This is a genomic window from Paraburkholderia sp. IMGN_8 (assembly GCF_038050405.1).
In the GTDB taxonomy this organism is placed as follows: Bacteria; Pseudomonadota; Gammaproteobacteria; order Burkholderiales; family Burkholderiaceae; genus Paraburkholderia.
Genome location: NZ_CP150900.1, coordinates 3,527,940 through 3,554,852 on the forward strand (window position 1 = coordinate 3,527,940; position 26,913 = coordinate 3,554,852).

Annotated in this window: 27 protein-coding genes, 1 other RNA gene and 1 riboswitch; of the genes, 15 read left to right on the forward strand and 13 right to left on the reverse strand. The window is 63.5% G+C overall.

Translation table 11 applies throughout. The features are described from left to right. Nucleotides 1-20: 20 nt before the first annotated feature. Nucleotides 21-1,883, reverse strand: coding sequence for an autotransporter assembly complex family protein (locus tag WN982_RS16115; protein ID WP_341312931.1), 1,863 nt, complete (start codon nucleotides 1,881-1,883; stop codon nucleotides 21-23). 369 nt (nucleotides 1,884-2,252) lie between these two features. Here WN982_RS16115 and WN982_RS16120 point away from each other — a divergent pair, with 369 nt between their 5' ends. The 4 genes from WN982_RS16120 (at nucleotide 2,253) to panD (ending at nucleotide 4,782) form a co-directional block, all read left to right on the forward strand. Continuing rightward, complete coding sequence (locus tag WN982_RS16120) at nucleotides 2,253-2,438, forward strand: DUF3460 family protein (protein WP_054035105.1); 186 nt, start codon at nucleotides 2,253-2,255, stop codon at nucleotides 2,436-2,438. A 4-nt stretch (nucleotides 2,439-2,442) separates the two neighbouring features. Next, on the forward strand, nucleotides 2,443-3,318 hold the full coding sequence (locus tag WN982_RS16125) for a ScpA family protein (protein ID WP_341312932.1): 876 nt from the start codon (nucleotides 2,443-2,445) through the stop codon (nucleotides 3,316-3,318). Between the two features lie 187 nt (nucleotides 3,319-3,505). Beyond that, the gene (gene panC, locus WN982_RS16130; protein ID WP_341312933.1) at nucleotides 3,506-4,339 is read left to right on the forward strand and encodes a pantoate--beta-alanine ligase; all 834 of its coding nucleotides are present in this window, start codon (nucleotides 3,506-3,508) and stop codon (nucleotides 4,337-4,339) included. 56 nt (nucleotides 4,340-4,395) lie between these two features. Next, nucleotides 4,396-4,782, forward strand: coding sequence for an aspartate 1-decarboxylase (gene panD, locus WN982_RS16135; RefSeq protein ID WP_012432059.1), 387 nt, complete (start codon nucleotides 4,396-4,398; stop codon nucleotides 4,780-4,782). Nucleotides 4,783-4,841: 59 nt separating this feature from the next. Here panD and WN982_RS16140 read toward each other — a convergent pair whose 3' ends face one another. After that, nucleotides 4,842-5,480, reverse strand: coding sequence for a ParA family protein (locus tag WN982_RS16140; protein WP_341312934.1), 639 nt, complete (start codon nucleotides 5,478-5,480; stop codon nucleotides 4,842-4,844). Between the two features lie 210 nt (nucleotides 5,481-5,690). On the opposite strand from WN982_RS16140, the gene WN982_RS16145 reads away from it, so the two are divergent. Further along, a complete protein-coding gene (locus WN982_RS16145) occupies nucleotides 5,691-6,110 on the forward strand; it encodes a PaaI family thioesterase (protein ID WP_341312935.1) in 420 nt (139 codons plus the stop codon). A 119-nt stretch (nucleotides 6,111-6,229) separates the two neighbouring features. On the opposite strand, the gene WN982_RS16150 is transcribed toward WN982_RS16145, so the two are convergent. After that, a complete protein-coding gene (locus WN982_RS16150) occupies nucleotides 6,230-6,646 on the reverse strand; it encodes a DoxX family protein (protein WP_341312936.1) in 417 nt (138 codons plus the stop codon). A gap of 140 nt (nucleotides 6,647-6,786) precedes the next feature. Then, nucleotides 6,787-8,247: a cobyric acid synthase gene (locus WN982_RS16155; protein ID WP_341315813.1), complete on the reverse strand. Its 1,461-nt coding sequence runs from the start codon at nucleotides 8,245-8,247 to the stop codon at nucleotides 6,787-6,789. A gap of 163 nt (nucleotides 8,248-8,410) precedes the next feature. Here WN982_RS16155 and cobU point away from each other — a divergent pair, with 163 nt between their 5' ends. From cobU to WN982_RS16175, 4 genes are read left to right on the forward strand one after another with little or no spacing between them, the layout of a single operon-like run. Beyond that, nucleotides 8,411-8,965, forward strand: a complete 555-nt coding sequence (gene cobU / locus WN982_RS16160) for a bifunctional adenosylcobinamide kinase/adenosylcobinamide-phosphate guanylyltransferase (protein WP_341312937.1) — start codon at nucleotides 8,411-8,413, stop codon at nucleotides 8,963-8,965. Continuing rightward, nucleotides 8,965-9,900, forward strand: coding sequence for an adenosylcobinamide-phosphate synthase CbiB (gene cbiB / locus WN982_RS16165; protein WP_341312938.1), 936 nt, complete (start codon nucleotides 8,965-8,967; stop codon nucleotides 9,898-9,900). The genes cobU and cbiB overlap by 1 nt, the downstream gene beginning before the upstream one ends. A gap of 16 nt (nucleotides 9,901-9,916) precedes the next feature. Then, a complete protein-coding gene (gene cobD / locus WN982_RS16170; RefSeq protein WP_341312939.1) occupies nucleotides 9,917-10,966 on the forward strand; it encodes a threonine-phosphate decarboxylase CobD in 1,050 nt (349 codons plus the stop codon). Further along, nucleotides 10,963-11,874, forward strand: coding sequence for a cobalamin-binding protein (locus WN982_RS16175; protein WP_341312940.1), 912 nt, complete (start codon nucleotides 10,963-10,965; stop codon nucleotides 11,872-11,874). The genes cobD and WN982_RS16175 overlap by 4 nt, the downstream gene beginning before the upstream one ends. Before the next feature lie 24 nt (nucleotides 11,875-11,898). Here the strand turns inward: WN982_RS16175 and WN982_RS16180 are convergent, their stop codons facing one another. The 7 genes from WN982_RS16180 to WN982_RS16210 form a co-directional block, all read right to left on the reverse strand. After that, nucleotides 11,899-13,314, reverse strand: coding sequence for a Fic family protein (locus WN982_RS16180; protein WP_341312941.1), 1,416 nt, complete (start codon nucleotides 13,312-13,314; stop codon nucleotides 11,899-11,901). Between the two features lie 219 nt (nucleotides 13,315-13,533). Continuing rightward, nucleotides 13,534-14,124, reverse strand: a complete 591-nt coding sequence (gene cobC, locus WN982_RS16185; protein ID WP_341312942.1) for an alpha-ribazole phosphatase — start codon at nucleotides 14,122-14,124, stop codon at nucleotides 13,534-13,536. Further along, the gene (locus WN982_RS16190; RefSeq protein WP_341312943.1) at nucleotides 14,109-14,876 is read right to left on the reverse strand and encodes an adenosylcobinamide-GDP ribazoletransferase; all 768 of its coding nucleotides are present in this window, start codon (nucleotides 14,874-14,876) and stop codon (nucleotides 14,109-14,111) included. Before WN982_RS16190 ends, cobC begins: the two co-directional genes overlap by 16 nt. Before the next feature lie 48 nt (nucleotides 14,877-14,924). Then, nucleotides 14,925-15,986 carry a nicotinate-nucleotide--dimethylbenzimidazole phosphoribosyltransferase gene (cobT, locus tag WN982_RS16195; RefSeq protein ID WP_341312944.1) on the reverse strand — a complete coding sequence of 354 codons (1,062 nt, stop codon included), beginning with the start codon at nucleotides 15,984-15,986 and terminating at the stop codon, nucleotides 14,925-14,927. A gap of 61 nt (nucleotides 15,987-16,047) precedes the next feature. Continuing rightward, a complete protein-coding gene (locus WN982_RS16200) occupies nucleotides 16,048-16,887 on the reverse strand; it encodes an ABC transporter ATP-binding protein (RefSeq protein WP_341312945.1) in 840 nt (279 codons plus the stop codon). Then, nucleotides 16,884-17,930 (reverse strand): iron ABC transporter permease, encoded by a 1,047-nt coding sequence (locus WN982_RS16205; RefSeq protein ID WP_341312946.1) that lies wholly within the window; start codon nucleotides 17,928-17,930, stop codon nucleotides 16,884-16,886. The genes WN982_RS16200 and WN982_RS16205 overlap by 4 nt, the downstream gene beginning before the upstream one ends. Before the next feature lie 27 nt (nucleotides 17,931-17,957). Continuing rightward, a complete protein-coding gene (locus WN982_RS16210) occupies nucleotides 17,958-19,865 on the reverse strand; it encodes a TonB-dependent receptor (RefSeq protein ID WP_341312947.1) in 1,908 nt (635 codons plus the stop codon). 90 nt (nucleotides 19,866-19,955) lie between these two features. Continuing rightward, nucleotides 19,956-20,214, reverse strand: a riboswitch (cobalamin riboswitch). Nucleotides 20,215-20,421: 207 nt separating this feature from the next. Between WN982_RS16210 and WN982_RS16215 the strand changes: the two genes are divergently transcribed. The 5 genes from WN982_RS16215 to WN982_RS16235 all read left to right on the forward strand — a co-directional run bounded on the left by WN982_RS16215 (nucleotide 20,422) and on the right by WN982_RS16235 (nucleotide 22,856). Then, complete coding sequence (locus WN982_RS16215; protein ID WP_341312948.1) at nucleotides 20,422-20,778, forward strand: ATPase; 357 nt, start codon at nucleotides 20,422-20,424, stop codon at nucleotides 20,776-20,778. Continuing rightward, entirely contained in the window at nucleotides 20,775-21,089 is a 315-nt protein-coding gene (locus WN982_RS16220; RefSeq protein WP_341312949.1) for a cell division protein ZapA, read from the forward strand. The genes WN982_RS16215 and WN982_RS16220 overlap by 4 nt, the downstream gene beginning before the upstream one ends. An 89-nt stretch (nucleotides 21,090-21,178) precedes the next feature. Beyond that, nucleotides 21,179-21,360: non-coding RNA, 6S RNA (gene ssrS, locus WN982_RS16225), on the forward strand. Between the two features lie 96 nt (nucleotides 21,361-21,456). Further along, a complete protein-coding gene (locus tag WN982_RS16230; RefSeq protein ID WP_341312950.1) occupies nucleotides 21,457-21,915 on the forward strand; it encodes an EVE domain-containing protein in 459 nt (152 codons plus the stop codon). A 209-nt stretch (nucleotides 21,916-22,124) separates the two neighbouring features. Further along, complete coding sequence (locus WN982_RS16235) at nucleotides 22,125-22,856, forward strand: SIMPL domain-containing protein (protein ID WP_341312951.1); 732 nt, start codon at nucleotides 22,125-22,127, stop codon at nucleotides 22,854-22,856. Nucleotides 22,857-23,025: 169 nt separating this feature from the next. Here WN982_RS16235 and lgt read toward each other — a convergent pair whose 3' ends face one another. Then, nucleotides 23,026-23,931 carry a prolipoprotein diacylglyceryl transferase gene (gene lgt / locus WN982_RS16240; protein ID WP_341312952.1) on the reverse strand — a complete coding sequence of 302 codons (906 nt, stop codon included), beginning with the start codon at nucleotides 23,929-23,931 and terminating at the stop codon, nucleotides 23,026-23,028. A 113-nt stretch (nucleotides 23,932-24,044) separates the two neighbouring features. Next, nucleotides 24,045-25,025 carry a LysR family transcriptional regulator gene (locus WN982_RS16245; protein WP_341312953.1) on the reverse strand — a complete coding sequence of 327 codons (981 nt, stop codon included), beginning with the start codon at nucleotides 25,023-25,025 and terminating at the stop codon, nucleotides 24,045-24,047. Between the two features lie 201 nt (nucleotides 25,026-25,226). Between WN982_RS16245 and ilvD the strand changes: the two genes are divergently transcribed. Continuing rightward, complete coding sequence (gene ilvD / locus WN982_RS16250) at nucleotides 25,227-26,900, forward strand: dihydroxy-acid dehydratase (protein WP_341312954.1); 1,674 nt, start codon at nucleotides 25,227-25,229, stop codon at nucleotides 26,898-26,900. Nucleotides 26,901-26,913 lie beyond the last annotated feature (13 nt).

The following is a 26,913-nucleotide window of genomic DNA, read 5'->3' on the forward strand; positions in this document are numbered from 1 at the left end:
CATGTGAATGCAGGTTTCCATCAAAAAGCGATGCCGAGCGTCAGATATGGCCGCACGCTCCTGTTGCGAATCCCGTAAGCGACATCGATGTTGACCGGCCCGACCGGGCTGCGCCAACGCGCGCCCACGCCGACGCCAGGATAAAAGACTTTCTCGCCCCAGGTATCGGTGGCGGTGCCGACGTCGAAGAACGCGGCCGCGCCCCAATCGTGACTGAACCAGTGCTGATACTCGGCCGCCGCGGTGACCAGATATTTGGTCGGCAGCACCGAACCGGCGACGTTATTACCAATGCTCTGATAGCTGTAGCCGCGAATCGAATTCGAGCCGCCCGCACGGAACAGCAGCGAAGCCGGAATGCCGCTCGAACTGCCGCTCGTGAACACGCCGCCGAGCTCGGCGCGGAACAGCACGAGGTCTTCCTTGCCGATCGGCAGGTACTGCTGGCCGCGGGCGTAGCCGCGTATGAACGTCTGATCGGTCAGCGCGCCTTTGACCGCAAAACCCGCTTCCACGTGAATCAGATTGCCCGAACGCGGGAACAGCGGGTCGTCGGTATCGCGGCGGGTCCAAGACCACGACGGCACCAGCGCGCGGCTGGTAGTCGGCGCAATCGCGTTCTGGTCGAGCCGGTCCTGGTAGAAGAGGATCGAATAGTTGTAGTCGATGAATTGCGACGTGCGGGCCCGTTGCACGCCGCCACGAAGACTGTAGATGCGCGTGTCGGAAACATTGGTGGTGGTGTAAGACGCCAACACGCTATTGGTCCACGCACGCGGCCCCGGCGGCATCGCGAGCTGGATTTGCCCATACTGCTGAACCTGGTCGATGCGGCCGGCGATCGTGAACGGCCAGGCCTTGCCGAAGGTGTCGAGATACGAATACGAGCCCTGGATCAGCGGACCGTTGTCGGTCGAGTAGCCTACCCCGCCGCGTATGCTGTTGTACGGATATTCCGACACCTTCACATGCAGCGGCGTCTCGACCGGTTTGGCCGGATCGCTATCCACATCGATGGCGACGCTCGCGTAATACGGCGTGTTCTGCAACTGCCGCTGCAACTCGGCGACGCGCTGCACATCGTAGACATCGCCGACCGAAATCGGATTCACGTTATCGACGATCTGCTCCGGATAGCGCCGCGTGCCGGACACGTCGAGTTTGCCCATCGTGAAGGTCGGCCCGCTGTCATAGGTGACGGACAGCTTTGCGTCGTGCGTGCGTGGGTCGATACGCGCTTCGGAGTGGTAAGTCTTCGCGCCCAGATAGCGGCGCGCCTGCAGCGCCCTGAGCGACGCGTTTTTCGCGTCGTCCCAATCGCCTTGCGAGAACGGATCGCCTTCATGCAGCGAAAACGCGAAGCGCGCGGCATTTTCCTGCGCCGGATCTTCGGTCAGCACCGGGCCGCGAAACGACAGCGAAATCGACGAGATGACGGTTTGCGGCCCGGGATCGACGCTCACCGTGACGTGCTTCTTGCCGTCGACGGTGCGCACGTCGGTGCGTACGACCGGCGTGAAATAGCCTTGCGTGGCGGTCAGATCGCGCACCTGCTGCGGGGTCGCAGTGATGAGGAACTCGAACTGGTCCTCACTGATGTCGGCGCGCCTGGCGAAGCGCGCAATGTCCAGATGCGCTTCGAGCAGCTTGCGCAGCGAGCGCGGCGAAGCCTCGATATCGACCTTGTAGCTGGCGCTGGCACGCGCGGCATGCACGTCGGCGGCAGCCAACGTCAGCAGGACGATGCCGAACGCCAGCCACGCGCGCAGCCAACGCCGAATGGGCGCCATGCGCCTGCACTGCGCACCGGCTGCATCGGCCGCGTTGGCCGCGTTGGCTTTAGCGCGCCGCACACGCGGCGTTTCGATCGCACATCCCGCCAAACAGGACCTCCGGCCGTGGTTAGTGAATTATTTCGCTCGGGCTCGCCATGGCGGCCGAAACTCGCTATTTGACCACATCGGCGAGGCCGCGCGATCTATTGGAAGCGCGCTCGCGCCAATGGCCAGACGGCGCGCAAGCCGCGCTGCGCGTGGCCCCCGTCATGGTGCACACGCCCCCAAGCCGGTGGCGCGCCCGCCTTTGACGCGTCGCCGCCGCGCGGGTTCCGGGCGTTTTTTGCGCGCCTGCCGCCGTTTTTCGTCCACGCGCGGCGCTTGCGGTAAAATCGCGAAGTCAAAGCGGTAGCCTTGCGGGTTCCTGTCAGGGGCCTGCAGAACAGCCGCCATTTCACCCATCACGGACGTCGAGCCATGTATCAATCGGACATCACCCAGTTCCTGAACCAGCTCAAGCAACAAAAACCGAATCTGGAAGCTGAACAGCGCCGTGGCCGGTCGCTGCTGTGGGACAAACAGCCGATCGACCTCGAAGAACGCGCCGAGCAGAAAGCCTCGCGCGTAGAGCAGACGCCTTACTCGTACTATCAAAACTTCTAAGCGCGTGAGTCACGCCGACGAGGCCCGCGGCGCAACGCCGGCTCCCGCCAACGCCGCGCTTGCCGCCCCCGCCACCGATTCCACGCCCGACACGGTCGACGGCATTGCGTTCGCACGCCTGTACGGCGAGCCGCTCTTCAAGCTGCCCACGGATCTGTACATTCCGCCGGACGCGCTCGAGGTGTTTCTCGAAACGTTCGAAGGTCCGCTGGATCTGTTGCTCTACCTGATCCGCAAGCAGAACTTCAACGTGCTCGACATCCCGATGGCGGACGTCACCGTGCAGTATCTCGGCTACGTCGACCAGTTGCGCCAGACCAATCTCGAACTCGCGTCCGAGTATCTGCTGATGGCGGCGATGCTGATCGAGATCAAGTCGCGCATGCTGCTGCCGGTGAAGAAAGCCGATAGCGGCGAAGAAGCCGAAGATCCGCGCGCGGAGCTGGTGCGCCGCCTGCTCGAATACGAGCAGATGAAACTCGCCGCGCAGCGCATCGACCATCTGCCGCAGCTTGGCCGCGATTTCCTGCGCGCCGATGTCTATATCGAACAGAGCATCACGCCGCGCTTTCCCGATGTGAACAGCGAAGACCTGCGCGCCGCGTGGGCCGACGTGATCAAGCGCGCCAAGCTGGTCCAGCATCACAAGATCTCGCGCGAAGAGCTGTCGGTGCGCGAGCACATGAGCACGATCTTGCGGCGCCTGCAAAACTCGCGTTTCATGGAGTTCTCCGACCTGTTCGACACGAGCAAAGGCGTGCCGGTCGTGGTGGTAAATTTCATCGCGATGCTGGAGCTGTGCCGCGAATCGCTGATCGAAATCACCCAGGCCGAACCGTTCGCACCGATCTACGTGCGGCTTGCTTATCTGCCGGCCTGACGCCGCAAACCGGGGCCGCCATGCGCCACAACGGCCGGAAACGCCTCGTTTCGGTGCGCCCCCGCCACAAATCCACTACAATCCCGCGCTTCGAACCTGTCATTACCAGTGAGGCCGCGGGACGCGTGAAAACCTGTGTTTTGCGCCAACCGAGCCTCGCGCCGTGCGAGGAAACCCCCGTCCGATCATGAAAGTCATCAGCTCGATCCATGAATTGCGCGACCAGTTGCGCGGCCAGAATCGCACCGCCTTTGTGCCGACGATGGGCAATCTGCACGAGGGCCATCTGTCGCTGATGCGTCTTGCACGTCAGCACGGCGATCCGGTGGTGGCGAGTATCTTCGTCAACCGGTTGCAGTTCGGCCCGAACGAGGATTTCGACAAATACCCGCGCACGCTCGAAGCCGACATCGAAAAGCTGCAGAAGGAAAACGTCTACGTGCTGTTCGCACCGACGGAAAAAGATCTGTATCCGGAGCCGCAGGAGTACCGAGTGCATCCGCCGCACGATCTGGGCGACATTCTCGAAGGCGAATTCCGGCCTGGCTTCTTCCAGGGCGTTTGCACGGTGGTGATGAAGCTGATGTCGTGCGTGCAGCCGCGCGTCGCGGTGTTCGGCAAGAAAGATTACCAGCAGCTGATGATCGTGCGCAGCATGTGCCATCAGTTCGCGCTGCCGACGGACATCATCGCCGCGGAAACGGTGCGTGACACCGACGGCCTCGCGCTCAGCTCGCGCAACCGCTATCTGCAAGCCGCCGAGCGCGCCGAAGCGCCGATGCTGGCCGCCGAGCTCAATCGCGTGCGCGATGCTGTGCTCTCGGGCGAACGCGACTTCGCGAAACTCGAACAGGCGGCGATGGCGACTCTCGCCGCGCGCGGCTGGCAACCTGATTACATCGCGGTACGCAAGCGCTCGAACCTGCTGCCGCCGGGCGCGCAGGACACGGACGCGCAACTGGTCGTGCTGGCCGCCGCCAGGCTCGGTGCCACTCGCCTCATCGACAACCTCGAAATCTGAATCTGACGCCGTCTTGGTCTGCGCAAAGGCGCATAAAAAGCCACAAGGGATTGGTCATGCAACGCAACATGCTGAAGTCGAAGATCCACCGCGTCGCGGTCACGCACTGCGAGCTGCACTACGAAGGCTCGTGCGCGATCGACGAAGATTTGCTCGAAGCCGCGAATATCGTCGAAAACGAACGGATCGACATCTGGAACATCAACAACGGCGAACGTTTCTCGACCTACGCGATCAAGGGCGAACGCGGCAGCGGCATGATTTCGCTGAACGGTTCGGCGGCGCGGCGCGCGCAGCTGGGCGATCTGGTGATCATCGCGGCATTCGCGGTGGTCGATGAAGCGGAATTGAAGGCAGGCTGGAAGCCGGATCTGGTGTTCGTCGACGACAACAACAAGATCAAGGGCAGCCGCGACCACGTGCCGACCCAGAACTGGACGTAAGTCTCGCGTCCATCACACGGTTCTATGCAGCGGGCGGCCGTGCCGCCTGCTAGCTCGCGTCAGTCCTTCTTGCTGGCCCCGTTTGTCCACTCGACGATCGGCTGCCATTGCTCCAGATCCTTCTCCACGCGGCTTTTCGCTACATCCCACAAGGTCAGGCCGTGCGCGGCCAGTTGCACGTAATTCTGGGTATCGCGCAGAAAGCCCAGCACCGGCAGCTTCAACCCTTCGACAAAACGATGCAGCTGCTCCGCTGAGCGCGTACGCGCGTCGACCCGCATACCGACCACGCCGATCTCGATCGCGCCCTTCCGGACCGCTTTTTCCTTCGCCAGGCGCTCGAGAAAGTCCTGGGTGGCGAGAATATCGAACAGCGACGGCTGCAACGGCACGATCACCTTGTCGGCCAGATCCAGCGCGATAGTCAGACGATTGCCATGCAACCCGGCCGGCGTGTCGATCACCGCGTGCTCGAGTCCCTTGGGCGGCCTCGCGGGCGCATCCTGGTTGACCTCCCAGGTTTCGATAGGCGGCAGCGTGGAGGGCCGCAGCGACAGCCACGCGTTCGAGGACTGCTGCCTGTCCAGGTCCGCCAGTGCGACCCATTCGCCGGCCGCCGCGAAATAGCCCGCCAGATTGGTCGACAGCGTGCTTTTGCCCACGCCGCCCTTCGGATTCGCCACCACGATCACCGTCATGAATTCTCCCGGGAAGAAGGCTGGCGCTGCCAGCCGGTTTGCCGCGCTTTTTGCTCTGAGTTGCGCCGGTGTGTCCTGATCCGCACAGGTTTCAGGTCCACCTGCCGGTCTAGCCGTTGATAATATCGACAAATGCATCAGGGCCGAAGCCCCCGAACGGCTAATCGACGGCCCGCGACAGCCGATTTTTCCATCGAGGACCCGAATCTCATGAGCAAACTACGCCCGGAATACACCATCGACCGCCTGCACGAGCGCCAGCGGGGCAAGCTGCCCGGCTTGCTGGGCGTGCATGTTCTCGAACTGGAACAAGGGAGTTTGACCGCTGAATTGACCGTGCGCAGCGAATTGCTCGCGCCGAACGGCTTTTTGCACGCGGCCACCGTGATCGGCCTCGCCGACACCGCTTGCGGCTACGCGTGCCTCGCGCACTTGCCGGAAACGGCGCGCAATTTCACGACCATCGAGTTGAAAAGCAATTTTCTCGGCACCGCTACCGAAGGCACGATCCGCGCGGTCGCCAAGGGCGTGCATCTGGGGCGCAGCACACAAGTGTGGGACGCCACCGTCACCGATCCGAACGGCAAGACGATGGCGCTGTTTCGCTGCACGCAGATGGTGTTGTATTGACTGAATGACGCGGCGCACCGTAGCGCGATAAAAAAAGCACGCGGCCTCACGGCGCGTGCTTTTTCATTATCCGGCGGACCGCCGGAGCTGCTTGGCGGCCTGGCGGCCGCCCAAACGCATCAAGCGGCCAGGGCGCGCGGCGCCTTCGCCCCGCTCAACGCGAACGCGCCACCACCGAGCAGCGACTGCACGGCCAGCGTCACCGCCCAGAAGGCCGGATATTCCCAGCCGCCGTTCGGCGACGCGAAACCCCAGCCGTTATGCAGATGCGCCGACATCGCCCCGAGCATGAACGGCAGCAGCACCAGCGCGACCCAGCGGACCTGCAAGCCAAGCAGCAGCGCGATGCCGCCGATCAGTTCGACAAACGCCGTCAGGTAGCCGAGCCAACCCGGCAGGCCGAGCGATACAAAGAACTGCGCCGTGCCGGGCAGCGTGAAAACGAAAATCTTCTGCAGGCTGTGCGCGAGATATAGGACCCCCAGGGCAAGGCGAAGCAGTAAAGCGGCCAGATCGGCGGAGCGGTTCGAGGTCATGTCAGTCCTTTGGAGAGAGGCGGCGCATTTCCGCCGTCGATGCAAAAGACTTTATTCGAACCCCAGCGGGTGAAAAACCGTCTATGACGCTTTGATTATTTCCTACCAAGATTTAATCTGCGTCGGCGAGCCGACACAGATCAACCAATTGCAGAGAAGAGTTTCGGCAGATCGAGATGCGCCGCCAGCGTATCGGCCAGCCGATCCAGCGAAGCTTCGCGCAGCGCCGGGTAATCGATTTTCTCGGCGTCGCTCAGACCCGCCCACGCCAGCAGCGCGGCGCAAGCGGCCGGCGTGTCGAACAGGCCGTGCACGTAGGTGGCGAGAATTTGGCCATCGGCAGAGATTGCGCCATCGGGATGCGCGTCTTGCGCTTCGCCCAATTGCAGCGCGGGCGAAGCCAGCGCCGGGCCTTGCGTCGCGCCCATATGGATTTCGTAGCCGGCCACCTCGGGCGCGCCCGGCAAGGCGAGGCGCCCGGTCACGTTCTTCAGCGTTTTCTCGCGCGTCAGCACGGTCGAGTAATCGAGCCAGCCGAGGCCCGCGAGTGTGCCCGGCGCGCCTTCTACACCGTGCGGATCGGCGACTTCGCGCCCGAGCATCTGCATACCGCCGCAAATGCCGATCACACGGCCGCCGTACCGCAGATGCCGCTGCAGCACCGAGTCCCAGCCGTGCGCGCGCAGAAACGCCAGATCGCCCGGCACGTTCTTCGAGCCCGGCAGGATGATCAGATCCGCCGGCGGCGGCGGTGTGCCGCTTCTCACGTAATGAAAATCGACTTGCGGATGGGCGCGCAGCGCGTCGAAGTCGGTGTGATTGCTGATGTGCGGCAGCACCGGCACGACCACGCGCAACATGCGCCCGGCGTCACCGCTGTGCGCTGCACGCAGTTCGGGCGGCAGCATGTCTTCCGCGTCGAGCGTCAGACCGTGCAGATACGGCACGACGCCGAGCACCGGCTTGCCGGTCTTCACCTCGAGCCAGTCGAGGCCGGGCTTCAGCAAGCTGACGTCACCGCGAAAACGGTTGATGATGAAGCCGCGCACACGCGCCTGCTCGCTCGCCGACAAACACGCGAGCGTGCCGGTCAGATGCGCGAACACGCCGCCTCGATCGATATCGGCCACCAGCACGACCGGGCAATCGACCGCTTCGGCGAAACCCATGTTGGCGATATCGCGCTCGCGCAAATTGATTTCAGCGGGACTGCCCGCGCCTTCGACGAAAATCGTGTCATACGCCGCTTGCAAGCGCGCATACGAGTCCAGCACCGCCTCGAACGCGACCGGCTTGTAGTCGTGATATGCGCGCGCATCGAGATTCATGCGCGCCTTGCCGTGGATGATCACCTGCGCGCCGCGGTCGCTGGTCGGCTTGAGCAGCACCGGATTGAGGTCGGTGTGCGCGGCAATGCCCGCGGCGACCGCCTGCAAGGCCTGCGCGCGGCCGATCTCGCCGCCGTCGATCGTCACCGCGCTGTTGAGCGCCATGTTCTGCGGCTTGAACGGCGCGACCCGCACGCCGGCGCGCCGCGCGAGCCGGCATAAGCCGGCGACCAGCGTGCTCTTGCCCGCATCGGACGTGGTGCCCTGAATCATCAGCGTGCCGCGCGGCACGGGTACATCGTCATGCACGATCGAAGTGGTGGTCACGGGGAAATTGGGCTCAGCGATGGGAAGGCTATGAAGCAGCAATGAAGCGATTCGAACGCGGCATTATCCCATCGCGCCGGGAGCGGGTGCGCGCCGGTACAATCACGCGATGATTTCCCGCGACCTCACCTTCGTTCTCGGCGGCGCCCGTTCGGGCAAGAGCGTGCACGCCGAACAGCTTGCGAACGACAGCGCACTCCCCGTCACGTACATCGCCACCGCGCGCGTGACCGACGACGCCGAGTTCAGCGCGCGCATCGCGCATCATCGCGAGCGGCGTCCGGTGCACTGGCAGTTACTGGAAGCGCCGGTCGATCTCGCCGGTGCCGTGACGCAAATCGATGCGCCTGACCACTGCATCCTGATCGACTGCCTGACGCTGTGGCTCGCCAACTTATTGTGTCCGCCTGAAGACGACGGTTTGCCCATCGATCGCTATCAAGCGCATTTCGCGGCGTTCGAGGCCGCGCTACTGAATGCCAAAGGCAAGATCATCGTGGTGAGCAATGAAATCGGCCTGGGTGTGGTGCCGCTCGGCGCGGCCACGCGTCTCTATGTCGACGAACTCGGGCGGCTCAATCAACGCATCGCCGCATTGAGCACGCAGGTCACGATGATGGTCGCGGGTCTGCCGCTCGCGCTGAAAACGGCAGGCCGCACGTGATGCTGTCGCTCCCCATGATCGTCACGCTGGCGACCGCCGGTGTCGCCGTCGACCGTTGGTTCGGCGAGCCGCGCATCGCGCATCCGCTGGTCGGCTTCGGCAAACTCGCGATGCGCCTCGAAGCGCGCTACAACACCGGCCGGCGCTTGCGGCCCAAGGGTCTGTTCGCGTGGTCGCTGGCGGTCATGCCGCCGGTGTTGATCGCATGGTGGCTGGTCAGCGTGCTGCCGTTTTTCGCGGCCTGTGCCGTGCATGTCGCGTTGCTGTGGTTCGCACTCGGCGCGCGCAGTCTGCACGATCACGTCGCGCCGATCGCGCAGGCGTTGGCGCAACGCGATCTCGCGCACGCGCGCTTGCTGACCGCGCGCATCGTGTCGCGCGAAACCGCGCATGCGGATGAAGCCGCGCTGTCTCGCGCCGCCGTCGAATCGGCGCTGGAAAACGGCAACGATGCGATCTTCGGCGCGCTGTTCTGGTTCGCGATCGCGGGCGGCCCGGGCGCGCTCGGTTTTCGTCTGGCCAACACGCTCGATGCGATGTGGGGCTACCGCACGCCGCGTTATTTGCGCTTCGGCTGGGCCGCCGCACGCCTCGACGATGTGCTCAACTGGATTCCCGCGCGCCTCACCGCGGCGAGCTACGCGCTGCTCGGCGACACGCGCACTGCGTGGCGTTGCTGGCGCGAGCAGGCGCCGCGCTGGGACAGCCCGAACGCCGGGCCGGTGATGGCCTCGGGCGCGGGCAGTCTGAACGTGTTGATCGGCGGCCCGGCGGTTTATCACGGCGCACTCGAACACAGGCCGACGCTCGGTGCCGGACAGCCCGCGAACGCCGGTCATGTAACGGCGGCGCTGATGCTGGTCGAGCGCACGGTCATTCTGTGGTTGGCGGTGCTGATCGTGCTGGCTTTGCTGAGCGTGCCTTTCCATGGTTGATCACCTAAATGAGCACATGAATGAGCGCATAGCTGATCTCCAGGTCGATTCCAGCGCGGTGGTCCACGGCGGCAATCTGCACGAAGCTGCCGCGCGCTACGGCATTCCGTACGCGCAGTGGCTCGATCTGTCGACCGGCATCAATCCGCACGGCTACCCGGTGCCGCCCGTTCCCGCCGATGCATGGCGCCGCCTGCCCGACGAAGGCGACGGCTTCGCCGCCTGCGCCGCGCGTTACTACGGCGCGCCCGATGCCGCGCATGTGCTGCCCGTCGCCGGAAGCCAGGCGGCGATTCGAGCGCTGCCGCCGTTGCTGCCACGCGCGACGATCGGCATTGCACCGCTCACGTACAGCGAATATGCGCCCGCATTCCAGCGTGCCGGACATCAGGTTTTGCCGCTGGATGTGTCGTGCGAGACCTTGCCCGATACGCTCACTCACGTGGTTATCGTCAATCCGAACAATCCGACTGCCGAGCATCTGAGCGCCGGCAAGCTGCTGCAATGGCACGCGCAATTGAACGCGCGCGGCGGCACGCTGCTGGTCGACGAGGCCTTTGCCGATACGATGCCTTCGGCGTCGCTCGCGGCATGCACCGATCGCAACGGCTTGATCGTCTTGCGCTCGCCGGGGAAATTCTTCGGCCTGGCCGGCGTTCGCGCGGGCTTCGTACTCGGCGCGCCGGCGTTGCTCGATGCATTGCACCGTGCGCTCGGCGCGTGGACTGTCAGCGGTCCGGCTCGTCATGCAGTCAAAGCCGCATTCGAAGACGAAACGTGGCAACGGCAAATGCGTGCCCGGCTCGCTGCCGACAGCGCGCGTCTCGTGAACCTGTTGCATGCGCAAGGTCTTGCCACGCGCAGCACGCCACTGTTCGCGTGGTGCGCCGATGCGCGCGCCGCCGCGTTGCATGATGAGTTGGCACAACGCGGCGTGTGGACGCGGCTGTTCACGGCGAACGGCAGCGTGCGCTTCGGCCTGCCGGCGAACGAGGCTGAATGGACGCGCTTCGACGAAAGTTTGCGCGATAGCATGCGCGTTATCGACGGCGTCAGCGCCCAATGATTCGACTCCCCCGCTTCACCATCGCCGCCGCGCTCTTCGCTAGCGTGTTGCACGCGCACGCCGCGATCACCGTCACCGACGACACCGGCGCGACCGTCACCCTGCCCGCTCCCGCACAACGCGTGATCAGCCTCGCGCCGCACGTCACCGAACTGCTCTATGCCGCGGGCGGCGGTACGAAACTGGTCGGCGCAGTGTCCTATAGCGACTATCCGCCTGAAGCGAAACAACTGCCGCGCGTCGGCGACAACAAGGCGCTCGACCTCGAACGCATCGTCGCGTTGAAGCCCGATCTGATCGTCGTGTGGCGGCATGGCAATGCGCAGCGTCAACTCGATCGTCTGCGCGAGATGCATGTGCCGCTGTTCTTCAGCGAGCCGCATCATCTCGACGACGTCGCCGTGGCGCTGACCAGACTTGGACAGTTGCTCGGCACCTCGCCCACCGCCGATGCCGCGGCGGCTGCGTTCCGTCAGGACATCGCGCAGTTGCGAACGCGGTATGCGAGCCGGCCGCCTGTCAGCGTGTTCTACCAGGTATGGGATCAACCGTTGATGACGCTCAACGGCGAGCACATGATCAGTGACGTCATTGCGCTGTGCGGCGGCCGCAACGTGTTTGCGAAACTGGAACCGCTGGTGCCGACGGTGTCGACCGAAGCGGTACTCGCCGCCAATCCGGAAGCGATCGTCACCGCCGCGCCCGGCGCGACCAAACCCGACACGACTTTGCCGCAACTCGACACCTGGCGAGCATGGCCGGGTTTGAAAGCCGTGGCGAGCAACAATCTGTTCGCCATCGACGGCGATCTGATCAACCGCCCGGCGCCGCGCATCGCGCAAGGGGCGAAGCAGCTATGTGAAGACCTGGACGTGGCGCGTTCGCGAAGGAAGAGCGGCGCGCAGTGACGTCGATGAGCCAGCGGCGAGCCGTCAGCGCGTGGCGGTATCCGAGCGCTTGAACGGCCAGCGCTCGAACTCGGAAAGCCGCAACCGGTAACGGGCGACGTTACCCAGATAGAGATGGTCCAGATCCGACTGGATCGCGTCGACGAAAGAAGACAAATCACCCGCGGCTACGAGGTTCTGCGCAAGCGTTTCGATCTCGCCGCGCGTGCCGGCAAAGCCGCCGCGAATCACCTCCTGCACCACCTGTATCAACGCATTGCGATACTTGAGCCGGAACGCGTCCGGCTCGCCGATCGATTGTCGAATCGCCAGATAGCGTTGACACGAACGCTCGTAGGCCCAGATGAAAACGTCGCGCAGCAGCTCGACGCGATTGGTTTCGTACACGCCGAGCGTACCCTCGATATAGGCCTTCTCGGGTACGTCGACGAACGACAGCGGACACAGATTCTGCCGGATCAGCGGGATGTTCGCGGTCAGACGCGAGACCCGTTTGTTGACGTCTTCGAATGGCTGCAGGTACGGCAGGTGCACCATGCCGAAGAAAGCCTGCTCGAATGGATCGTCGATTTGCGCGGCCTTGTTCAGCAGCGCCTCGAAACATTCCGTGATCTGCTGTGGCACGGCGAGCGGAAAAAACACGGTGCCGCTGATCTCCACTTCGCGCGCGCGCAAACGGCCGCTGGCGAACGGGTCCGACATCAGGTTGTCGGAGAGAATCGCGTGGAGGTTCAGCACGGTGAAACGGTTGAAGCCAACCTCGTCGGCGCTCTCGACAATCATCTCGATCGCGGCCTTGTGGTTGAGGATCATCTGCGTTTCCTGGGCGTCCTTGCCTTCCGCGATTTGTCCTTGCTCGATCAGGCGCACGGTATCCAGCCGCGTATAAGTGTTGCCCTCGAGCCGCGACGATGCCCACGACAAATCGATCAGAAGCCTGCTCATGATGTCGCGCGCGTAGGTGCCGGCCGGCCGCGCGTCCGCCGACGTGCGGCCCCACTCATGCAGCCGTTCGCGCTGCGCCTGGGATAGGTAAGCGTCCTGATTGGGACGATAGCGTTCGAGAAATGCGCGGTTGTAGCCGACTGGCCGGCGCTCGTGCAACGGCTTGTTCACCTCTGCGCGAACTTCCAGGCCCGCGGTCGACACAGGCACGTAGGCTTCGCCTGCGGTGCTGGCGCTTGTGAGAGCCTGGTGAGGGGAAACGGCCGCGCTTGAAGCGGAAATCCGCTTATAAGCGACCGCTCGGCCGCCGCCTTCCGAGGTAATCCGGCCGGCTTCCAGCAACGCATCAAGACGGCGTTGCAGCGTGCGGCGCGGCATCGGATGCCGGCGTGCGGCAAGTGCCGCGGCAAGCGCGCGGACGCCCCGCCCCTCATCGCTTGCCGCGATGAGTTGCTCGATCAGATCCAATTCCTGTTTGATGCCGTTGCTGTTCATACGCGCCACCGGAGAGTCGATGTGGCGCGATTAACCCTATTCGCGCCACTTTTCTCATTGAATTGTGGCACAAATCGGGCTATTCGCGCCACCTTGGAGGAAAAAGTGGCGCGAATACGATTTTTCGCGACAAACCTTCAGAAAAAGTGGCGCGAATAGGAACCCAACCGGCTAGCATCCAGCCGCCGGGGGAGGCGGCAAGCCGCACACGCACAGCACTCAAGCATTCCACCTCACCAACGACCATTGCTGCGCGTCGTCGTCCCTGCGCAGCCAGACGATTCCGGCCATCTCCAGCGACCACCGCAGACAGTTCTCCAGCGGCACGTCCAGCACCAGCGACGCGATCACGCGAATCACACCGGCATGCGTGACGACATACGCCGGCGTCAATTCGCGCGTCTGCGCGAATGCCTCGAACCACGCACGCACCCGCGTGACGAATTGCGCGACGCTTTCGCCGCCATGCGCGCGCGCATGTTCGAAGTTCGCCGCCCACTCGTCCAGCAACGCACGATCGATCGCGTCCCAGCGCTGCTGCTCCCAGGCGCCGAAGTTCATTTCCTTCAGACGGTCATCGTGACTGAGCGCGCAGCCGAAATCGTTCGACATCACCGCGGCCAGGGTCGCGCAACGCGTCAACGGACTCGACATCAGGACGCGCGGTGGCGGCACCTGCAAAGTCGCGAGTTTCAACGCAAGCGCGCTTGCGGAAACCTCTACGTCCTCGGCAAGCGCTACGTCGCTATCGCCATAACACACGCCTGAATCGAGCGCGACAGCGGGATGACGGATCAGGACGATATCCATGCGAGCCCCACGAGGTAGATGCTCAATTCAAAAATCTGTTGAGCGAAGCCCAGGCAGTCACCGGTGTACCCACCGATGCGTCTGACGAAATAACGGCCCATCGCAAAACGCAGCACCGCCAGGACGGCGAGTGTCGCGCAGGCAAACCGCCAGTCGGGCCAATCAGGCCAGAACAGCCACGGCAAACCGAACACCACAGCGCAGATCAACGCGGGGGCGCTCAAGCGTTGCGCGACCGGCTTGGCCTTGCCTTCGGCACGCACATAGTCGAGCGTGGCGAGATAGCTGATCGCGCAGACGCGGCTAGCCGCATGAGCCGCAATCATCAGACTTGCCGCGCGCATCGGCGGCATGGCGGCGAGCGTTTGCCACTTCAACGCCAGCGCGATCACGAGCGCGATAGCCCCGAATGTGCCAACACGCGAATCATGCATGATGCGCAGCACGTCGTCGCGCGTATAGGCGCCACCGAACGCATCGACGCAATCGGCCAGACCGTCTTCGTGAAACGCGCCGGTGACGACGAGCGAGGCGGCCATCGACAGCAGCACCGCCACACCCGCCGGAAAGACCCGTAACGCCGCGAGATAGACCAGCGCGCTCAAGCCGCCGATCAACACGCCGACAAGCGGAAAATAGCGCGCCGCCGCGTTCAGATAGTGCGGCTCATAGCCGACCCAACGCGGCACCGGCACGCGCGTGAAATAGCCGAGCGCCGTGAAGAAGTAGCGCAGTTCCGCGAGCGGATTCATGAGCGGACCGGGCCTGCGAGTTTGCGAGGCCGCTGATCGCGAGGCTGCTTATGCATCGCGATTGGCGACACCGGCCGATTCGAAACTCGCCATCTCGCCGACGAACGCGACCGCCGCTCGCAGCAATGGCACCGCGAGCGCTGCACCGGTGCCTTCGCCGAGACGCATATCGAGCGACAACAACGGCAGCGCGCCGAAATGGTCGAGCATGCGCCGATGCCCCGCTTCATTCGACGCATGCGCGAACACGCAATACTCGCGCACGTTGGGCTCGAGCGCGTCGGCGACCAGCAACGCCGCAGTCGCGATGAAGCCGTCGACCAGGATCGTCATACGCGCTTCGCCGGCGGCGAGATACGCGCCTGCCATCATCGCGATTTCGAAGCCGCCGAACGTGGCGAGCACGTCGAGCGGATCCGTGGAGACGGCGTGACGCGCGAGCGCCGACGCGAGCACGTTGCGCTTTTTCGCGAGCCCCGCGTTGTCGAGACCCGTGCCGCGGCCGACGCATTCGTCGATCGGCACACCGCACAGGCGGCTCATCAAACACGCGGCCGACGACGTATTCGCAATCCCCATCTCGCCGAAGCCGATTACGTTGCTGCCGAGCGCCGCGTGATGCCGCACGCGAGCGGCGCCCGCTTGCATCGCCGCAAGCGCCTCGCCGCGCGTCATGGCGGGTTCGTGCGCGAAGTTGCGGGTGCCGGCCGCGACCGGAATGTCGATCAGACCTTCAGTGGACGGCAACGGTGTCGCGATCCCCGCATTGACCACTTCGAGTTCGGCACCGGCAACGCGGCTCAACGCATTGATCGCCGCGCCGCCCGCGAGGAAGTTGGCGACCATCTGCGCGGTCACGGCTTGCGGATAGGGACTCACACCTTCATTAGCAATGCCGTGATCGCCGGCAAATACGATCATCGCCGGACGTTCGACCGTGGGACGCGTGGTGCGCTGGATCAAACCCATTTGACGCGCCAACCCCTCGAGCCGGCCGAGGCTGCCGGGCGGCTTGGTCTTGGTATCGATAATGTGTTGCAGTTCGTCGCGCAACGTTTGATCGAGCGGTTCGACCTCGGGCAATCGCAGCAAACCTGGCAAAGAAGTCATAGACGTTTTTCGGAAGAGAGAATGTTTTTTGTGAAGCGCTTATGCAGCGCTTATAAAGCGTTTAACTTGCCCGAGTGTCATAACCGCCCGGCGATTCGTGCCGCGAGCGCGGCGCGGGAATCAACGCCTCATGCTCGCCGTCGCGAATCAGAATCAACGGATAGCCGAATGCACGGCTTGTCAGCTCGGGCGTCAGTACGTCTTGCACCGGCCCGGCATAGGCACCGCCGTCGCCGTCGAGCAGCAGCGCATGCGTCGCGAAGCGGCGCCCGAGATTCAGGTCGTGACACGAAAACATCACTGTACGCCGAGGCTCGCGCGTCCAGGCGGTCAACGCGTCGAGGCAGTCGATCTGATGATGCAGATCGAGATGCGATAGCGGTTCGTCGAGCAGCAACAACGGCGCTTGCTGGCACAACACCGCGGCCAGCGCGACGCGTTGCCGTTCGCCGCCCGAGAGCGACAGCACGTCGCGCGCGGCGAATTCGGCAAGGCCTAGCGCATCCAGCGCGGCATGCGCGGCAGCGCGATCGGCCTCACGCTCCCAGCCCCAGCCGGTCAGATGCGGAAAGCGGTTGAGCATCACGATATCGAGCACGCTCGCACTGAACGCATCGTGCGCGCTTTGCGGCATCAATGCGCGACGCTGCGCGAGCGGCAGCGGCTGCCAGTCGGCGAGACGCACGCCATCGAGTTCGACGTGCCCAGCCGACGGATGCAAGAGGCCGGCGAGCGTCGAGATCAGCGTCGTCTTGCCCGCACCGTTCGGGCCGGCGATACACCAGATCTCGCCTTCGTAGAACGTATGCGTGAACGCATCGAGCAGTGTTCGCGAGCCAGCGCGCAACGTGACACGTTGCGCGCTGAGCGTGGCATGGGTGGAGTTGGGTGCTTGCATCATCGGCGCCTGCGCAACAGCATCCACAAAAACACCGGCACGCCGACGATCGAGGTAATCACGCCGACCGGCAATTGCGCCGGCGCGACCACGATGCGCGCGATCAGATCGGCGCCCATCACCGCGACACCGCCACCGAGCGCGGCGGCCGGCAGCAGCATGCGCTGATCGTTGCCGAACGCGAGCCGCAGCATATGCGGCACCACCAGGCCGACAAAGCCGATGGTGCCGGCTGTCGTCACTGCCGCGGCCGCCGCCAGCGACGCCACCAGATACACGCGCAAGCGCAGCGGCATCACCGCGACGCCGAGCGCCTGAGCGGCGGCATCGCCACGCAGCAGCACATTGAGCCGCGGCGCCGCGGGCACGATTGCGATCAGCACGACGAGCAGCGCGGCGAGCGCGGTCCATGGCATCGCGCCGCCGTTGAGGTCGCCGGTCAGCCAGAACAGCATGCCGCGCAGGCGATTGTCGGGCGCAATGTTGAGCAGCAACGTGATGACGGCGCCCCAACCGGCCGCGATCACCGCGCCGGTCAACAGCAAACGCGGCGACGTATCCTGCGGCTCGCCGCGCCACAACTCGCGGCGCGCCAGACCGAGCACCAGCAGGATCGACACGAATGCCCCCGCGAACGCGCTTGCATCGACGATCCACCACGCGCAACCGACGATCATCGCGACGAGGGCAAAAGTCGCCGCGCCGCCCGACACGCCTAACACGTAGGGCTCGGCCAACGGATTGCGCAGCAGCACCTGCAACAACGCCCCGGCTAACGCGAGCAACGCGCCGCACGCGAAGCCGGCGACCGCGCGCGGCAAGCGCAGCGTGCGCACGATCTCGCCTGCAAGATCGGCTGACTCGACATGCGACGGCATGAGCGCCGCCAGCACGCGCGCGGGCGCGAGCGGCACGCTGCCGAGCGCGAGCGACGCCATCAGCACAGCCAGCGCGAGCACGGCAAGCGCGAGCCAGATCGCAGCCGCGCGCTTCGCGCTCATGACGGGCATCGCCGTCGTGATCATCGGACCCGAGCTGCGGTTCATTCGTGCAATCTCAGGCAGGCGCGCTCGTCACTGCTGCTGCCAACCGACCGTGAGATACGCACCGCGCCGCGGCGAGTTATACGAGTAGGCCGTTTCATAGTCCTTATCCAACAGGTTCTGGATTTGCGCGGCCACGTACCACGCCTTCGTGATGTTGTAGCGCGCCGACAGATTCACCACACCGTAGCCGCCCAACTTGCCGCTGCTATCGTCGCGCGCGCCGCTGACGATCCACTCGCCGCCGACACGCCACCCCGCCATACTGCGATTCACCGCCAGCGACGCGAAACGCCGCGCACGCCGTACGAGGTCGACATCGTTGTCGAGATCGACGGGATTTTGCAGCGTCACCGAGGCGCGCACATCCGTCTTGCCGACATGACCGCTCCACGACCCCTCGAGCCCCTGCACCTTCGCGTGTCCGACGTTCTCTGCCAGATAGATGCCCGGCGTGACCTGCTGGTAGTTGATCAGATTCGAATAGCGTGTCTGGAACGCGCTCAGGCGCATCACGCCAAGCGCGGCCGACGCATACTGCAACGCGGCTTCGATCGAATGACTGCGCTCAGGTTGAATCGACGGATTGCCGCTGATCGGATAGTACAGATCGTCGAAGCTCGGCGCGCGAAACGCATCCGAATAGCTTGCGCTCACCTTCCAATGCTCGGTGATGTCGAAGGCGTAACCGAGATAGTAACTGTTCGCCCCGCCGAAATCGGAATACTGGTCGCGCCGCACGTTGGCCTGAATCTGGCTGCGCCCAAAACGCCCCGTAAAGCCGGCGAAACCCGAATTCACATGCCGGTCGGGGGCCGCGAACGTATCCGAGTCGAGGCTCTGGTCGAGATGCTCATAGCCGACCTGCAGCTTCTGCTGCGCGGCGAGCGCGAAATCGTTCTGCCACGTGTACTGGCGATTGTCGGTATCGAAGCGGCCGTTGTACACGCCGTTGGTGTTCGACACGCTGCGGTCGTCGCCTTCGGCGACGATAAAGTGGGTGGTCCACCAGCCGGTCACCTTGCCGTTCGCGAACACCGACATTTGCCGCACTTTGCTATACAGGTTGTTCAAATCGGTCGGCACGCCGTACGCGTTATCGTAGCTATTGTTGCCGTTCGACTGGAAATACGTGACGCCTGCGTCCCACTTGTCATTGAACTTGTGACGCAACGAGGCAGAGATGCTCTCGTTCAGATAGCCGTTCGCATTCGGATTCGCGTTGGGCGCCTCACTGGGATTGAGCGACGAGAAGCCGTCGTCTTTCGAGCGCGCGAGAGAGATGCTGAAGGTGGTCTTGCCGTCTTTATCCAACGCACCGTTCACGCCGGCCTGCTGCGTCTGCGTGTGATAGCTGCCGTAGCCCACCGAAAAATTGAAGCGCGGCGGATGATCGCCACCGTCTTTCGTGAACACCTGCACGACGCCGCCGATCGCGCCCGAGCCGTATAACGCGGACACATTGCCGTTCACCACTTCGACGTGATTGACCTGATCGAGCGGGATCTGCGCGAGTTGCGGCGCACCGAGACTCACCGAGTCGACCCGCACGCCGTCGATCAGCACCAGCGATTGAGTCGACGATGCGCCGCGCAGGAACAGGCTCGCGGTCGAACCAGGGCCGCCCGTGCGCGAGATTTGTGCGCCGGGCACGAGTTGCAGCAGGCCGGGCAAATCGGTCGCGGTCGTGTCGGCGATATCCTGCTGATCGAATAGTGTGGTCTGCGGGATCGTATCGGCGAGCGGCTGCGGCCCGCGCCCGGCGGTGACCACAACGGGCGACAACACCGTGGGAGAAGAACTCGCCGTGCCGGTATCCGACGAACTCACTGAAGAAGAAACGGAAGAAGTAGCTGACGAAGACGCAGCCTGAGCGTGCGCATCAAGCGGCAGGCCCGCAAAGGCGAGCAACGCCGTGCGAGCGATGGGGGACAGCATGGGATGATATTCCTGTGAATAGCGTGCGCGGCCCGCTTCCCCGCAGGCCGATGCGTAACGAGGCGCCCGCGCTTTTTACGAATTTGCGCGGCACGCACCTCTCCCTCTGGCCGGTATCCGGGCTGGCGACACATCGATCCCGCCTTCCCACGCGTGACGCGCAGTGGCACACTCGCGTGTTCAGCTTCGAACACACGATCGGGATCGACCTGCATGACGACATGCGGTCGCTTACCGTTGCGGGGGCAGCGCAGGCTGGCGCGTTCAGGCGAACGTCGCGCCCTGCTTCCCGTTTAACTGCGCGCACTGTCGATAAGCACGCGCGGGCACCAAAGTGCGGCCAGTTTAGGAGCGGCCCCGGGGTCCGTCAAGAATGGTTAATCCGTGCTCGATCTGTTCGGTTAAGTGCGGATTATTGTCCGATGCAGGCGTCGATTTTCGTCATATGGTCGATAAAAGGCTGCACAAAGCGAGGTTGTTACGTCTCGAAACGAGACAATTATCGGAACCTGCGACATTCCGCGCTAAAATGCGAGGTCTTTAGAGGACGCAGCACATGCTCACCGAACTCGAAACACTTTCACAAAATATCGGCAAGCTGATTGCGATCAGCCAGCGCCACAATGAAGCGCGACTCGCGCTCGAAGAGCAGCTCGGCCAAATGCGCGCCGATGCGGAGGCCACGCGTACTGAACTCGCGTTGCTGCGCGAGGAACGCGATGCGCTGCAAGCGGAACGCGACGCGCTGTCGGCGAAGATCGACGACGCACAGGTACGCCTGAATGCGATTCTCGAAAAACTGCCGCGGGCACGCGCGCAGAGCGAGCCTGATAATCAGCTCGACCTGCTCGAACCCGCACAGCACGAGGTCGAAGCGGACAGCGCCGCCACCCGCCACGGAGAAAATGCATGACCACAAAGCAGATCGAAGTATCGATTCTCGGCGTGCCGTATCGTCTCGCCTGCTCGCCGGAAACCGAAGCAGCACTGCTCGAGGCGGTGGCACGCGTGGACGCCGAAATGTCGAAGATCCGCAATAACAGCAACGTGCGCGGCACGGATCGCATTGCCGTCATGGCCGCGCTGTCGCTGGCATCGGAACTGCTTAAGCTGCAAACGAGCGTGCGACACGGAGAAGCATTTCCCGCTGAAGAAATCCGGCGTACAATGCGTCAAATGAACGAACAACTGGGTGCTGTGATTCAGCAGTACAGCATGCAGTAAGTATCTAGCGGCTGGTCTTGGGACCGGCTGCGGATTCAAACAAAATGCATGAGCAAAGACTCAGCAAGTGTTTGAGTTCAATCGGTTTAGCTTCCCTGCCTGGTTTGCCAAGGTCATATATTCCTTGAACCAATGCCATGTGCACGGTTGTGGAAATTTGTAGCACGGGTGTGCGCGTCACTCTGTCTGATGTACCCGAAGTGCTGCTAACTGCGACCAATTCTGAACCCCCGGTTCAGGATGCCGGCCTAGCGGCTAAGGCGGGGACCTTATTTAGAACGGCATCGGACTTTGGTTCGGTGCCGTTTTTCTTTGGGCTCCGGTTTTTTCTTTCGTATCTTCAACCTCTCTACGTTCAATTCGATTCATGCGCTACTGGCTAATGAAGTCCGAACCGGACGAAGCAAGCATCGACCATCTCGCCAACGCACCGCAACGCACGTTGCCGTGGACCGGCGTGCGCAACTATCAGGCGCGCAACTTCATGCGCGACATGATGCAGGTCGGCGACGGCGTGCTGTTCTATCACTCGAGTTGTCCGGAGCCGGGCATCGCGGGGCTCGCCGAAGTGTCGTCCACCGCTTATCCAGATCCGACGCAGTTCGACAAGAAGAGTCCCTACTTCGATCCGAAGTCGTCGCAGGAAACGCCGCGTTGGCTACTCGTCGACGTGGTATTCAAGAAGAAGATCCCGTTGATTCCGCTTGCCGCGTTGCGCGAGCATGAAGAACTCGCGGACATGCGCGTGCTGGCAAAGGGCAACCGTTTGTCGATCACACCGGTGACCGAAGCCGAATGGCGCTTCATCACAAAGCGGCTTGTTTAAAGCTGCATTTGCACGTGCGGCGCGTTGTCGCTGCCGCACATGCAAAACAGAAGCAAACCAGGACTCAAACGTTAAAGCTACGTCAAATTGGGGAACCAAGCCGAGGTTACAAGCGCCTAACGGACTCGCAAACGGGACTTGCAAACGCCGTGCCATTGCATCCCGTTCGCTCCAATCGCGCATAACCTGTTCAAGCAAGGAGTCCAGGAATGACAAAAAACACTGCACGTGCACTCGCACTCGCTCTTGTGTGCGTGGCCCCTGCCGCCCTCGCATTGACGCCGGCCATGGCGCGCGCCCAAGGCGTGACGCAATATCAGCCGGCCGGCGTGCTGTCGCTGAATGCACAGGCAAGCGCGGACGTGCCGCAAGACGTTGTCGATATCACGCTGTTTTATGAGCAGCAAGCGAGCGATCCGTCGGCGCTCACGTCAACGCTGAATCAGCACGCCGATTCGGCGCTGCAAAAGGCCAAGGGTGTGAATGGCGTGACCGCGCGGACAGGTTCGTTCTCGATCTATCCGTCCACCGACCGCGACGGCCGCATTTCCGCGTGGCGCGGCCGTACGGAAGTCGTGCTCAAGTCGCACGACTTCGCCGCCGCGTCGAAGCTCGCTGGTGAGATGGCATCGATCATGCAGGTCGGCAACGTGCAATTCTCGTTGTCGCCCGAAGCGCAGCGCGCTGCCGAACAGAAGCTCACCGGCGAAGCAATCAAGTCGTTCCGCGAGCAGGCTTCTTCGTCGGCGCAGGCGTTCGGCTACAGCGGCTATTCGATTCGCGAAGTCAACGTCGGGCATAACGGCGTCATGCCGCGTCCCATGATGATGATGAGCGCACGCGCAATGAGCGCCGACGCGAAGGCCTCGGCACCGGTGCCGATCGAAGGCGGCATGTCGACGGTGACGGTCAATGTGTCGGGCTCTGTGCAGATGAAGTAACGCGCTTTACACTTTACGCTGTACGTACCTGCTGCAAAAGAAAACGCCACGGCATGCCGTGGCGTTTTTCATTGGCTACGATAAACCGTAGCGTTAGTTCGTGCTGACCGCCCGCGCCGGCTCACGGCGCGCATGACCATAGAATCACACAAACGATATACCGTAGTGATCAGTTCGCGCCGACCGCCTGAGCCTGCTGACGGCGCGCGCGGCGATACGCCCACACCAGCATGACGATGCCCGCGAGAATCATCGGCAGCGAGAGCCATTGGCCCATCGAGAGGCCCATTGCCAGAAGCCCAAGGAAATCGTCCGGCTCACGCGCGAACTCCACCGTGAAGCGCGCGAGCCCGTAGCCGATCAGGAACACCGCCGAGATCGCGCCCATCGGCTTCGGTTTGCGCGAGAAGAAAAACAGCACGAAGAACAACGCGACGCCTTCGAGGGCAATCTCATACAACTCCGATGGATGGCGCGGCAGCATGTGATATTGCGCAAACACTTCGTTCAGATGCCACTGCGCGGCCAGTTGCGGATGCGCGGTAAGCCACGCGGCGTCATCGGGCGCGGCGCCCGGAAACAGCATCGCCCACGGCGCCGCCGGATCGGTCACGCGCCCCCACAATTCGCCGTTGATGAAGTTGCCGAGGCGCCCTGCCGCGAGCCCCGTCGGCACCATCGGAGCGACGAAATCGGTGACTTGCAGCCACGAGCGCTTGCGTTGATACGCGAACAGCACCATCGCCAGCGTCACGCCGAGGAAGCCGCCGTGAAACGACATGCCGCCTTCCCACACCTTGAAGATGTCGAGCGGATGCGCGAAATAGAAACTCGCCTTATAGAACAGCACATAGCCGAGCCGGCCCCCGAGAATGGTGCCGATCACGCCGTAGAACAGCATGTCGTCGATGTCTTTGACGGTCCAGCCTTGCGCGGCGACGTACGGCAAACGCAGCCGCAGCCGGCCGACGACGATCGCCGCGATAAACGCGACGAGGTACATCAGTCCATACCAGCGCACAGCGAGCGGCCCCAGATGAATGGCAACGGGGTCGAAATTCGGGTGAATGAGCATCGTGTTGTTATGGGCAGTTCAGGTTCAGAAGCGGATTTTCCAGTAGCGGGCGGCGCGCGCATCATGCGGCGCATGCATTGGACGGTTCGGCGTGAAATGCGTTCGCGACGCGCCTATCGAAGCGACCCAGGCGACGCAACAACCTGCGCCTCGACCGTGGCCGCATGCGCGCGCACGATCTCGATGAAGCCGGCCAACACCGGGCTCACCTCCGCCGTGCGCCAGACGAGTCCCGTCTCGATCGCCGGCACCGACTCGGAGAGCGGCCGGTACACGACACCGGTGCGGCGCAGATTACGCAACGATTGCGGCACCAGTGCGACACCCATTCCGGCCGACACGAGGCTCACGATCGTCTGCATCTGAATCGCCTCCTGCCCGACCCGGGGCGCGAGGCCCGCCACGCCGTAGCAATCCATAATGATGTCATAAAAGCCTGGCGCCAGACGTCTTGGGAAGATGACGAGCGGCGCATCGGCGACGTCGCGCAGGCTGATCGGCGTGTCCAGCCACTCGGCGCGCGCTTCGGCAGCGCCGCCCACGCGCGCCGCCATGTCCGACGACATCGCGATCACCAGCGGTTCGCGCGCGATCGGCAGCCATGAGAGCTGGGTGGCGTGCCGCGACGGCAGCGGCGCGATCACCAGCCCCGCATCGATGCGCCCGGCTACCAGTTCGTCGACCTGCACGTCGCTGGTCGCCTCGGTCAACTCCAGCCGCACGCGCGGATGACGCGCGCCGAAATCGCGCAGCAACAGCGGCAGCAGGCCGTAATCCGCCGTGGAGACGAACGCCAGCGACAATACGCCCGCTTCGCCGCGCGCCAGACTCTGCGCCAACGGCCGCAGCCCCTCGGCGCTCGCCAGCAGGCGCTGCACTTCGGGCAGCAGATCCGCGCCCACCGGCGTCAGTTCGACCGAGCGCTTGGTGCGCGCGAACAGCGCGACGCCGAGCGTCTCCTCCAGCGCGCGAATGGCCTGCGACAACGGCGGCTGCGTCATCGAGAGGCGCGCGGCCGCCCGCCCGAAGTGCTTTTCTTCGGCGACGGTGACGAAATAGCGCAACTGGCGCAGGTCTGGGATAGCAGGCAACATGATTAATATATTTTACGACCTAATCCAGCCTGAATAATATATTGGACACGCGCTTCGCAAAACTGCATCCTTGCGCGACACGTCGGAACTAAACTGGACTGACGTAGCCGGCGAGCCTCCCGCCGCGCGCGAGGCAGCGAAACAGCAAAGCGCGCAGCGAACCCGCCGCACAGATCAAAACAAAACAGATTGGAGTTCCCCATGGCATACAACCGTCGTTCGAAGAACATCACGCAAGGCGTGGCGCGTTCGCCGAACCGCTCGATGTACTACGCACTCGGCTATCAGAAGGAAGATTTCGACAAGCCGATGATCGGCATCGCCAACGGTCACTCGACCATCACGCCGTGTAACGCCGGCCTGCAGCGTCTGGCCGACGCGGCAGTCGTCGCGGTCAAGGGTGCCGACGCGAATCCGCAGATCTTCGGCACGCCGACGATCTCGGACGGCATGTCGATGGGCACTGAAGGCATGAAGTACTCGCTGGTGTCGCGCGAAGTGATCGCCGACTGCATCGAGACCTGCGTGCAAGGCCAATGGATGGACGGCGTGGTCGTGATCGGCGGCTGCGACAAGAACATGCCGGGCGGCATGATCGGCCTCGCGCGCATGAACGTGCCGGGCATCTACGTGTATGGCGGCACGATCCGTCCGGGCAACTGGAAGGGGACGGACCTGACCATCGTGTCGTCGTTCGAAGCGGTCGGCGAATTCACGGCAGGCCGGATGTCGCAGGAAGATTTCGAAGGGGTCGAAAAGAACGCATGCCCGTCGACGGGTTCGTGCGGCGGCATGTACACCGCCAACACGATGAGCTCGTCGTTTGAAGCACTGGGCATGTCGCTGCTGTATTCGTCGACGATGGCCAATCCGGACCAGGAAAAGGTCGACTCGGCGGCCGAATCGGCGCGCGTGCTGGTCGAAGCGGTCAAGAAGGACCTGAAGCCGCGCGACATCATCACGAAGAAGTCGATCGAAAACGCCGTGGCCGTGATCATGGCGACCGGCGGTTCGACCAACGCCGTGCTGCATTATCTGGCGATCGCGCACGCGGCCGAGGTGGAATGGAGCATCGAAGACTTCGAGCGCATGCGCAAGAAAGTGCCGGTGATCTGCAACCTGAAGCCGTCGGGCCAGTTCGTCGCGACCGATCTGCATAAAGCAGGCGGCATTCCGCAAGTCATGAAGATTCTGCTCGACGCAGGTCTCTTGCACGGCGATTGCATCACGATCACCGGCAAGACGCTGGCCGAAGAACTGAAGGACGTGCCAAGCAAGCCGCGCGCCGATCAGCAGGTGATTTTCCCGATCGAGAAGGCGCTGTACAAGGAAGGCCACCTCGCGATCCTGAAGGGCAACCTGGCACCGGACGGCGCCGTCGCCAAGATCACCGGCCTGAAGAACCCGGTCATCACCGGCCCGGCCCGCGTGTTCGACGACGAGCAAAGTGCGCTGGAAGCGATCCTGGCCGACAAGATCAAGGCCGGCGACGTCGTCGTGCTGCGCTACCTCGGTCCGAAGGGCGGCCCCGGCATGCCGGAAATGCTCGCCCCCACTTCGGCGATCATCGGCAAGGGCCTCGGCGAAACCGTGGGCCTGATCACCGACGGCCGCTTCTCGGGCGGCACGTGGGGCATGGTGGTCGGTCACGTCGCACCGGAAGCGTTTGTGGGCGGCACGATCGCATTCGTGCAGGAAGGCGATTCGATCACGATCGATGCGCACAAGCTGCTGCTGCAACTGAACATCGACGACGCCGAACTGGAACGCCGCCGCGCCGCATGGCAAGCGCCGAAGCCGCGTTACACGCGTGGCGTGCTGGCGAAGTACTCCGCGTTGGCGCTGCCGGCCAACAAGGGCGCTGTCACGGGCTGATCGCGCATCGAGC

Bases quoted from the DNA above. Each gene is read 5' to 3' on its own strand.
- WN982_RS16120 (WP_054035105.1), top strand. From the start codon at position 2,253: ATGTATCAATCGGACATCACCCAGTTCCTGAACCAGCTCAAGCAACAA.
- panC (WP_341312933.1), top strand. From the start codon at position 3,506: ATGAAAGTCATCAGCTCGATCCATGAATTGCGCGACCAGTTGCGCGGC.
- panD (WP_012432059.1), top strand. From the start codon at position 4,396: ATGCAACGCAACATGCTGAAGTCGAAGATCCACCGCGTCGCGGTCACG.
- WN982_RS16140 (WP_341312934.1), bottom strand. From the start codon at position 5,480: ATGACGGTGATCGTGGTGGCGAATCCGAAGGGCGGCGTGGGCAAAAGC.
- WN982_RS16145 (WP_341312935.1), top strand. From the start codon at position 5,691: ATGAGCAAACTACGCCCGGAATACACCATCGACCGCCTGCACGAGCGC.
- WN982_RS16150 (WP_341312936.1), bottom strand. From the start codon at position 6,646: ATGACCTCGAACCGCTCCGCCGATCTGGCCGCTTTACTGCTTCGCCTT.
- WN982_RS16155 (WP_341315813.1), bottom strand. From the start codon at position 8,247: ATGATTCAGGGCACCACGTCCGATGCGGGCAAGAGCACGCTGGTCGCC.
- cobU (WP_341312937.1), top strand. From the start codon at position 8,411: ATGATTTCCCGCGACCTCACCTTCGTTCTCGGCGGCGCCCGTTCGGGC.
- cbiB (WP_341312938.1), top strand. From the start codon at position 8,965: ATGCTGTCGCTCCCCATGATCGTCACGCTGGCGACCGCCGGTGTCGCC.
- cobD (WP_341312939.1), top strand. From the start codon at position 9,917: ATGAATGAGCGCATAGCTGATCTCCAGGTCGATTCCAGCGCGGTGGTC.
- WN982_RS16175 (WP_341312940.1), top strand. From the start codon at position 10,963: ATGATTCGACTCCCCCGCTTCACCATCGCCGCCGCGCTCTTCGCTAGC.
- WN982_RS16180 (WP_341312941.1), bottom strand. From the start codon at position 13,314: ATGAACAGCAACGGCATCAAACAGGAATTGGATCTGATCGAGCAACTC.
- cobC (WP_341312942.1), bottom strand. From the start codon at position 14,124: ATGGATATCGTCCTGATCCGTCATCCCGCTGTCGCGCTCGATTCAGGC.
- WN982_RS16190 (WP_341312943.1), bottom strand. From the start codon at position 14,876: ATGAATCCGCTCGCGGAACTGCGCTACTTCTTCACGGCGCTCGGCTAT.
- cobT (WP_341312944.1), bottom strand. From the start codon at position 15,986: ATGACTTCTTTGCCAGGTTTGCTGCGATTGCCCGAGGTCGAACCGCTC.
- WN982_RS16200 (WP_341312945.1), bottom strand. From the start codon at position 16,887: ATGATGCAAGCACCCAACTCCACCCATGCCACGCTCAGCGCGCAACGT.
- WN982_RS16205 (WP_341312946.1), bottom strand. From the start codon at position 17,930: ATGAACCGCAGCTCGGGTCCGATGATCACGACGGCGATGCCCGTCATG.
- WN982_RS16210 (WP_341312947.1), bottom strand. From the start codon at position 19,865: ATGCTGTCCCCCATCGCTCGCACGGCGTTGCTCGCCTTTGCGGGCCTG.
- WN982_RS16215 (WP_341312948.1), top strand. From the start codon at position 20,422: ATGCTCACCGAACTCGAAACACTTTCACAAAATATCGGCAAGCTGATT.
- WN982_RS16220 (WP_341312949.1), top strand. From the start codon at position 20,775: ATGACCACAAAGCAGATCGAAGTATCGATTCTCGGCGTGCCGTATCGT.
- WN982_RS16230 (WP_341312950.1), top strand. From the start codon at position 21,457: ATGCGCTACTGGCTAATGAAGTCCGAACCGGACGAAGCAAGCATCGAC.
- WN982_RS16235 (WP_341312951.1), top strand. From the start codon at position 22,125: ATGACAAAAAACACTGCACGTGCACTCGCACTCGCTCTTGTGTGCGTG.
- lgt (WP_341312952.1), bottom strand. From the start codon at position 23,931: ATGCTCATTCACCCGAATTTCGACCCCGTTGCCATTCATCTGGGGCCG.
- WN982_RS16245 (WP_341312953.1), bottom strand. From the start codon at position 25,025: ATGTTGCCTGCTATCCCAGACCTGCGCCAGTTGCGCTATTTCGTCACC.
- ilvD (WP_341312954.1), top strand. From the start codon at position 25,227: ATGGCATACAACCGTCGTTCGAAGAACATCACGCAAGGCGTGGCGCGT.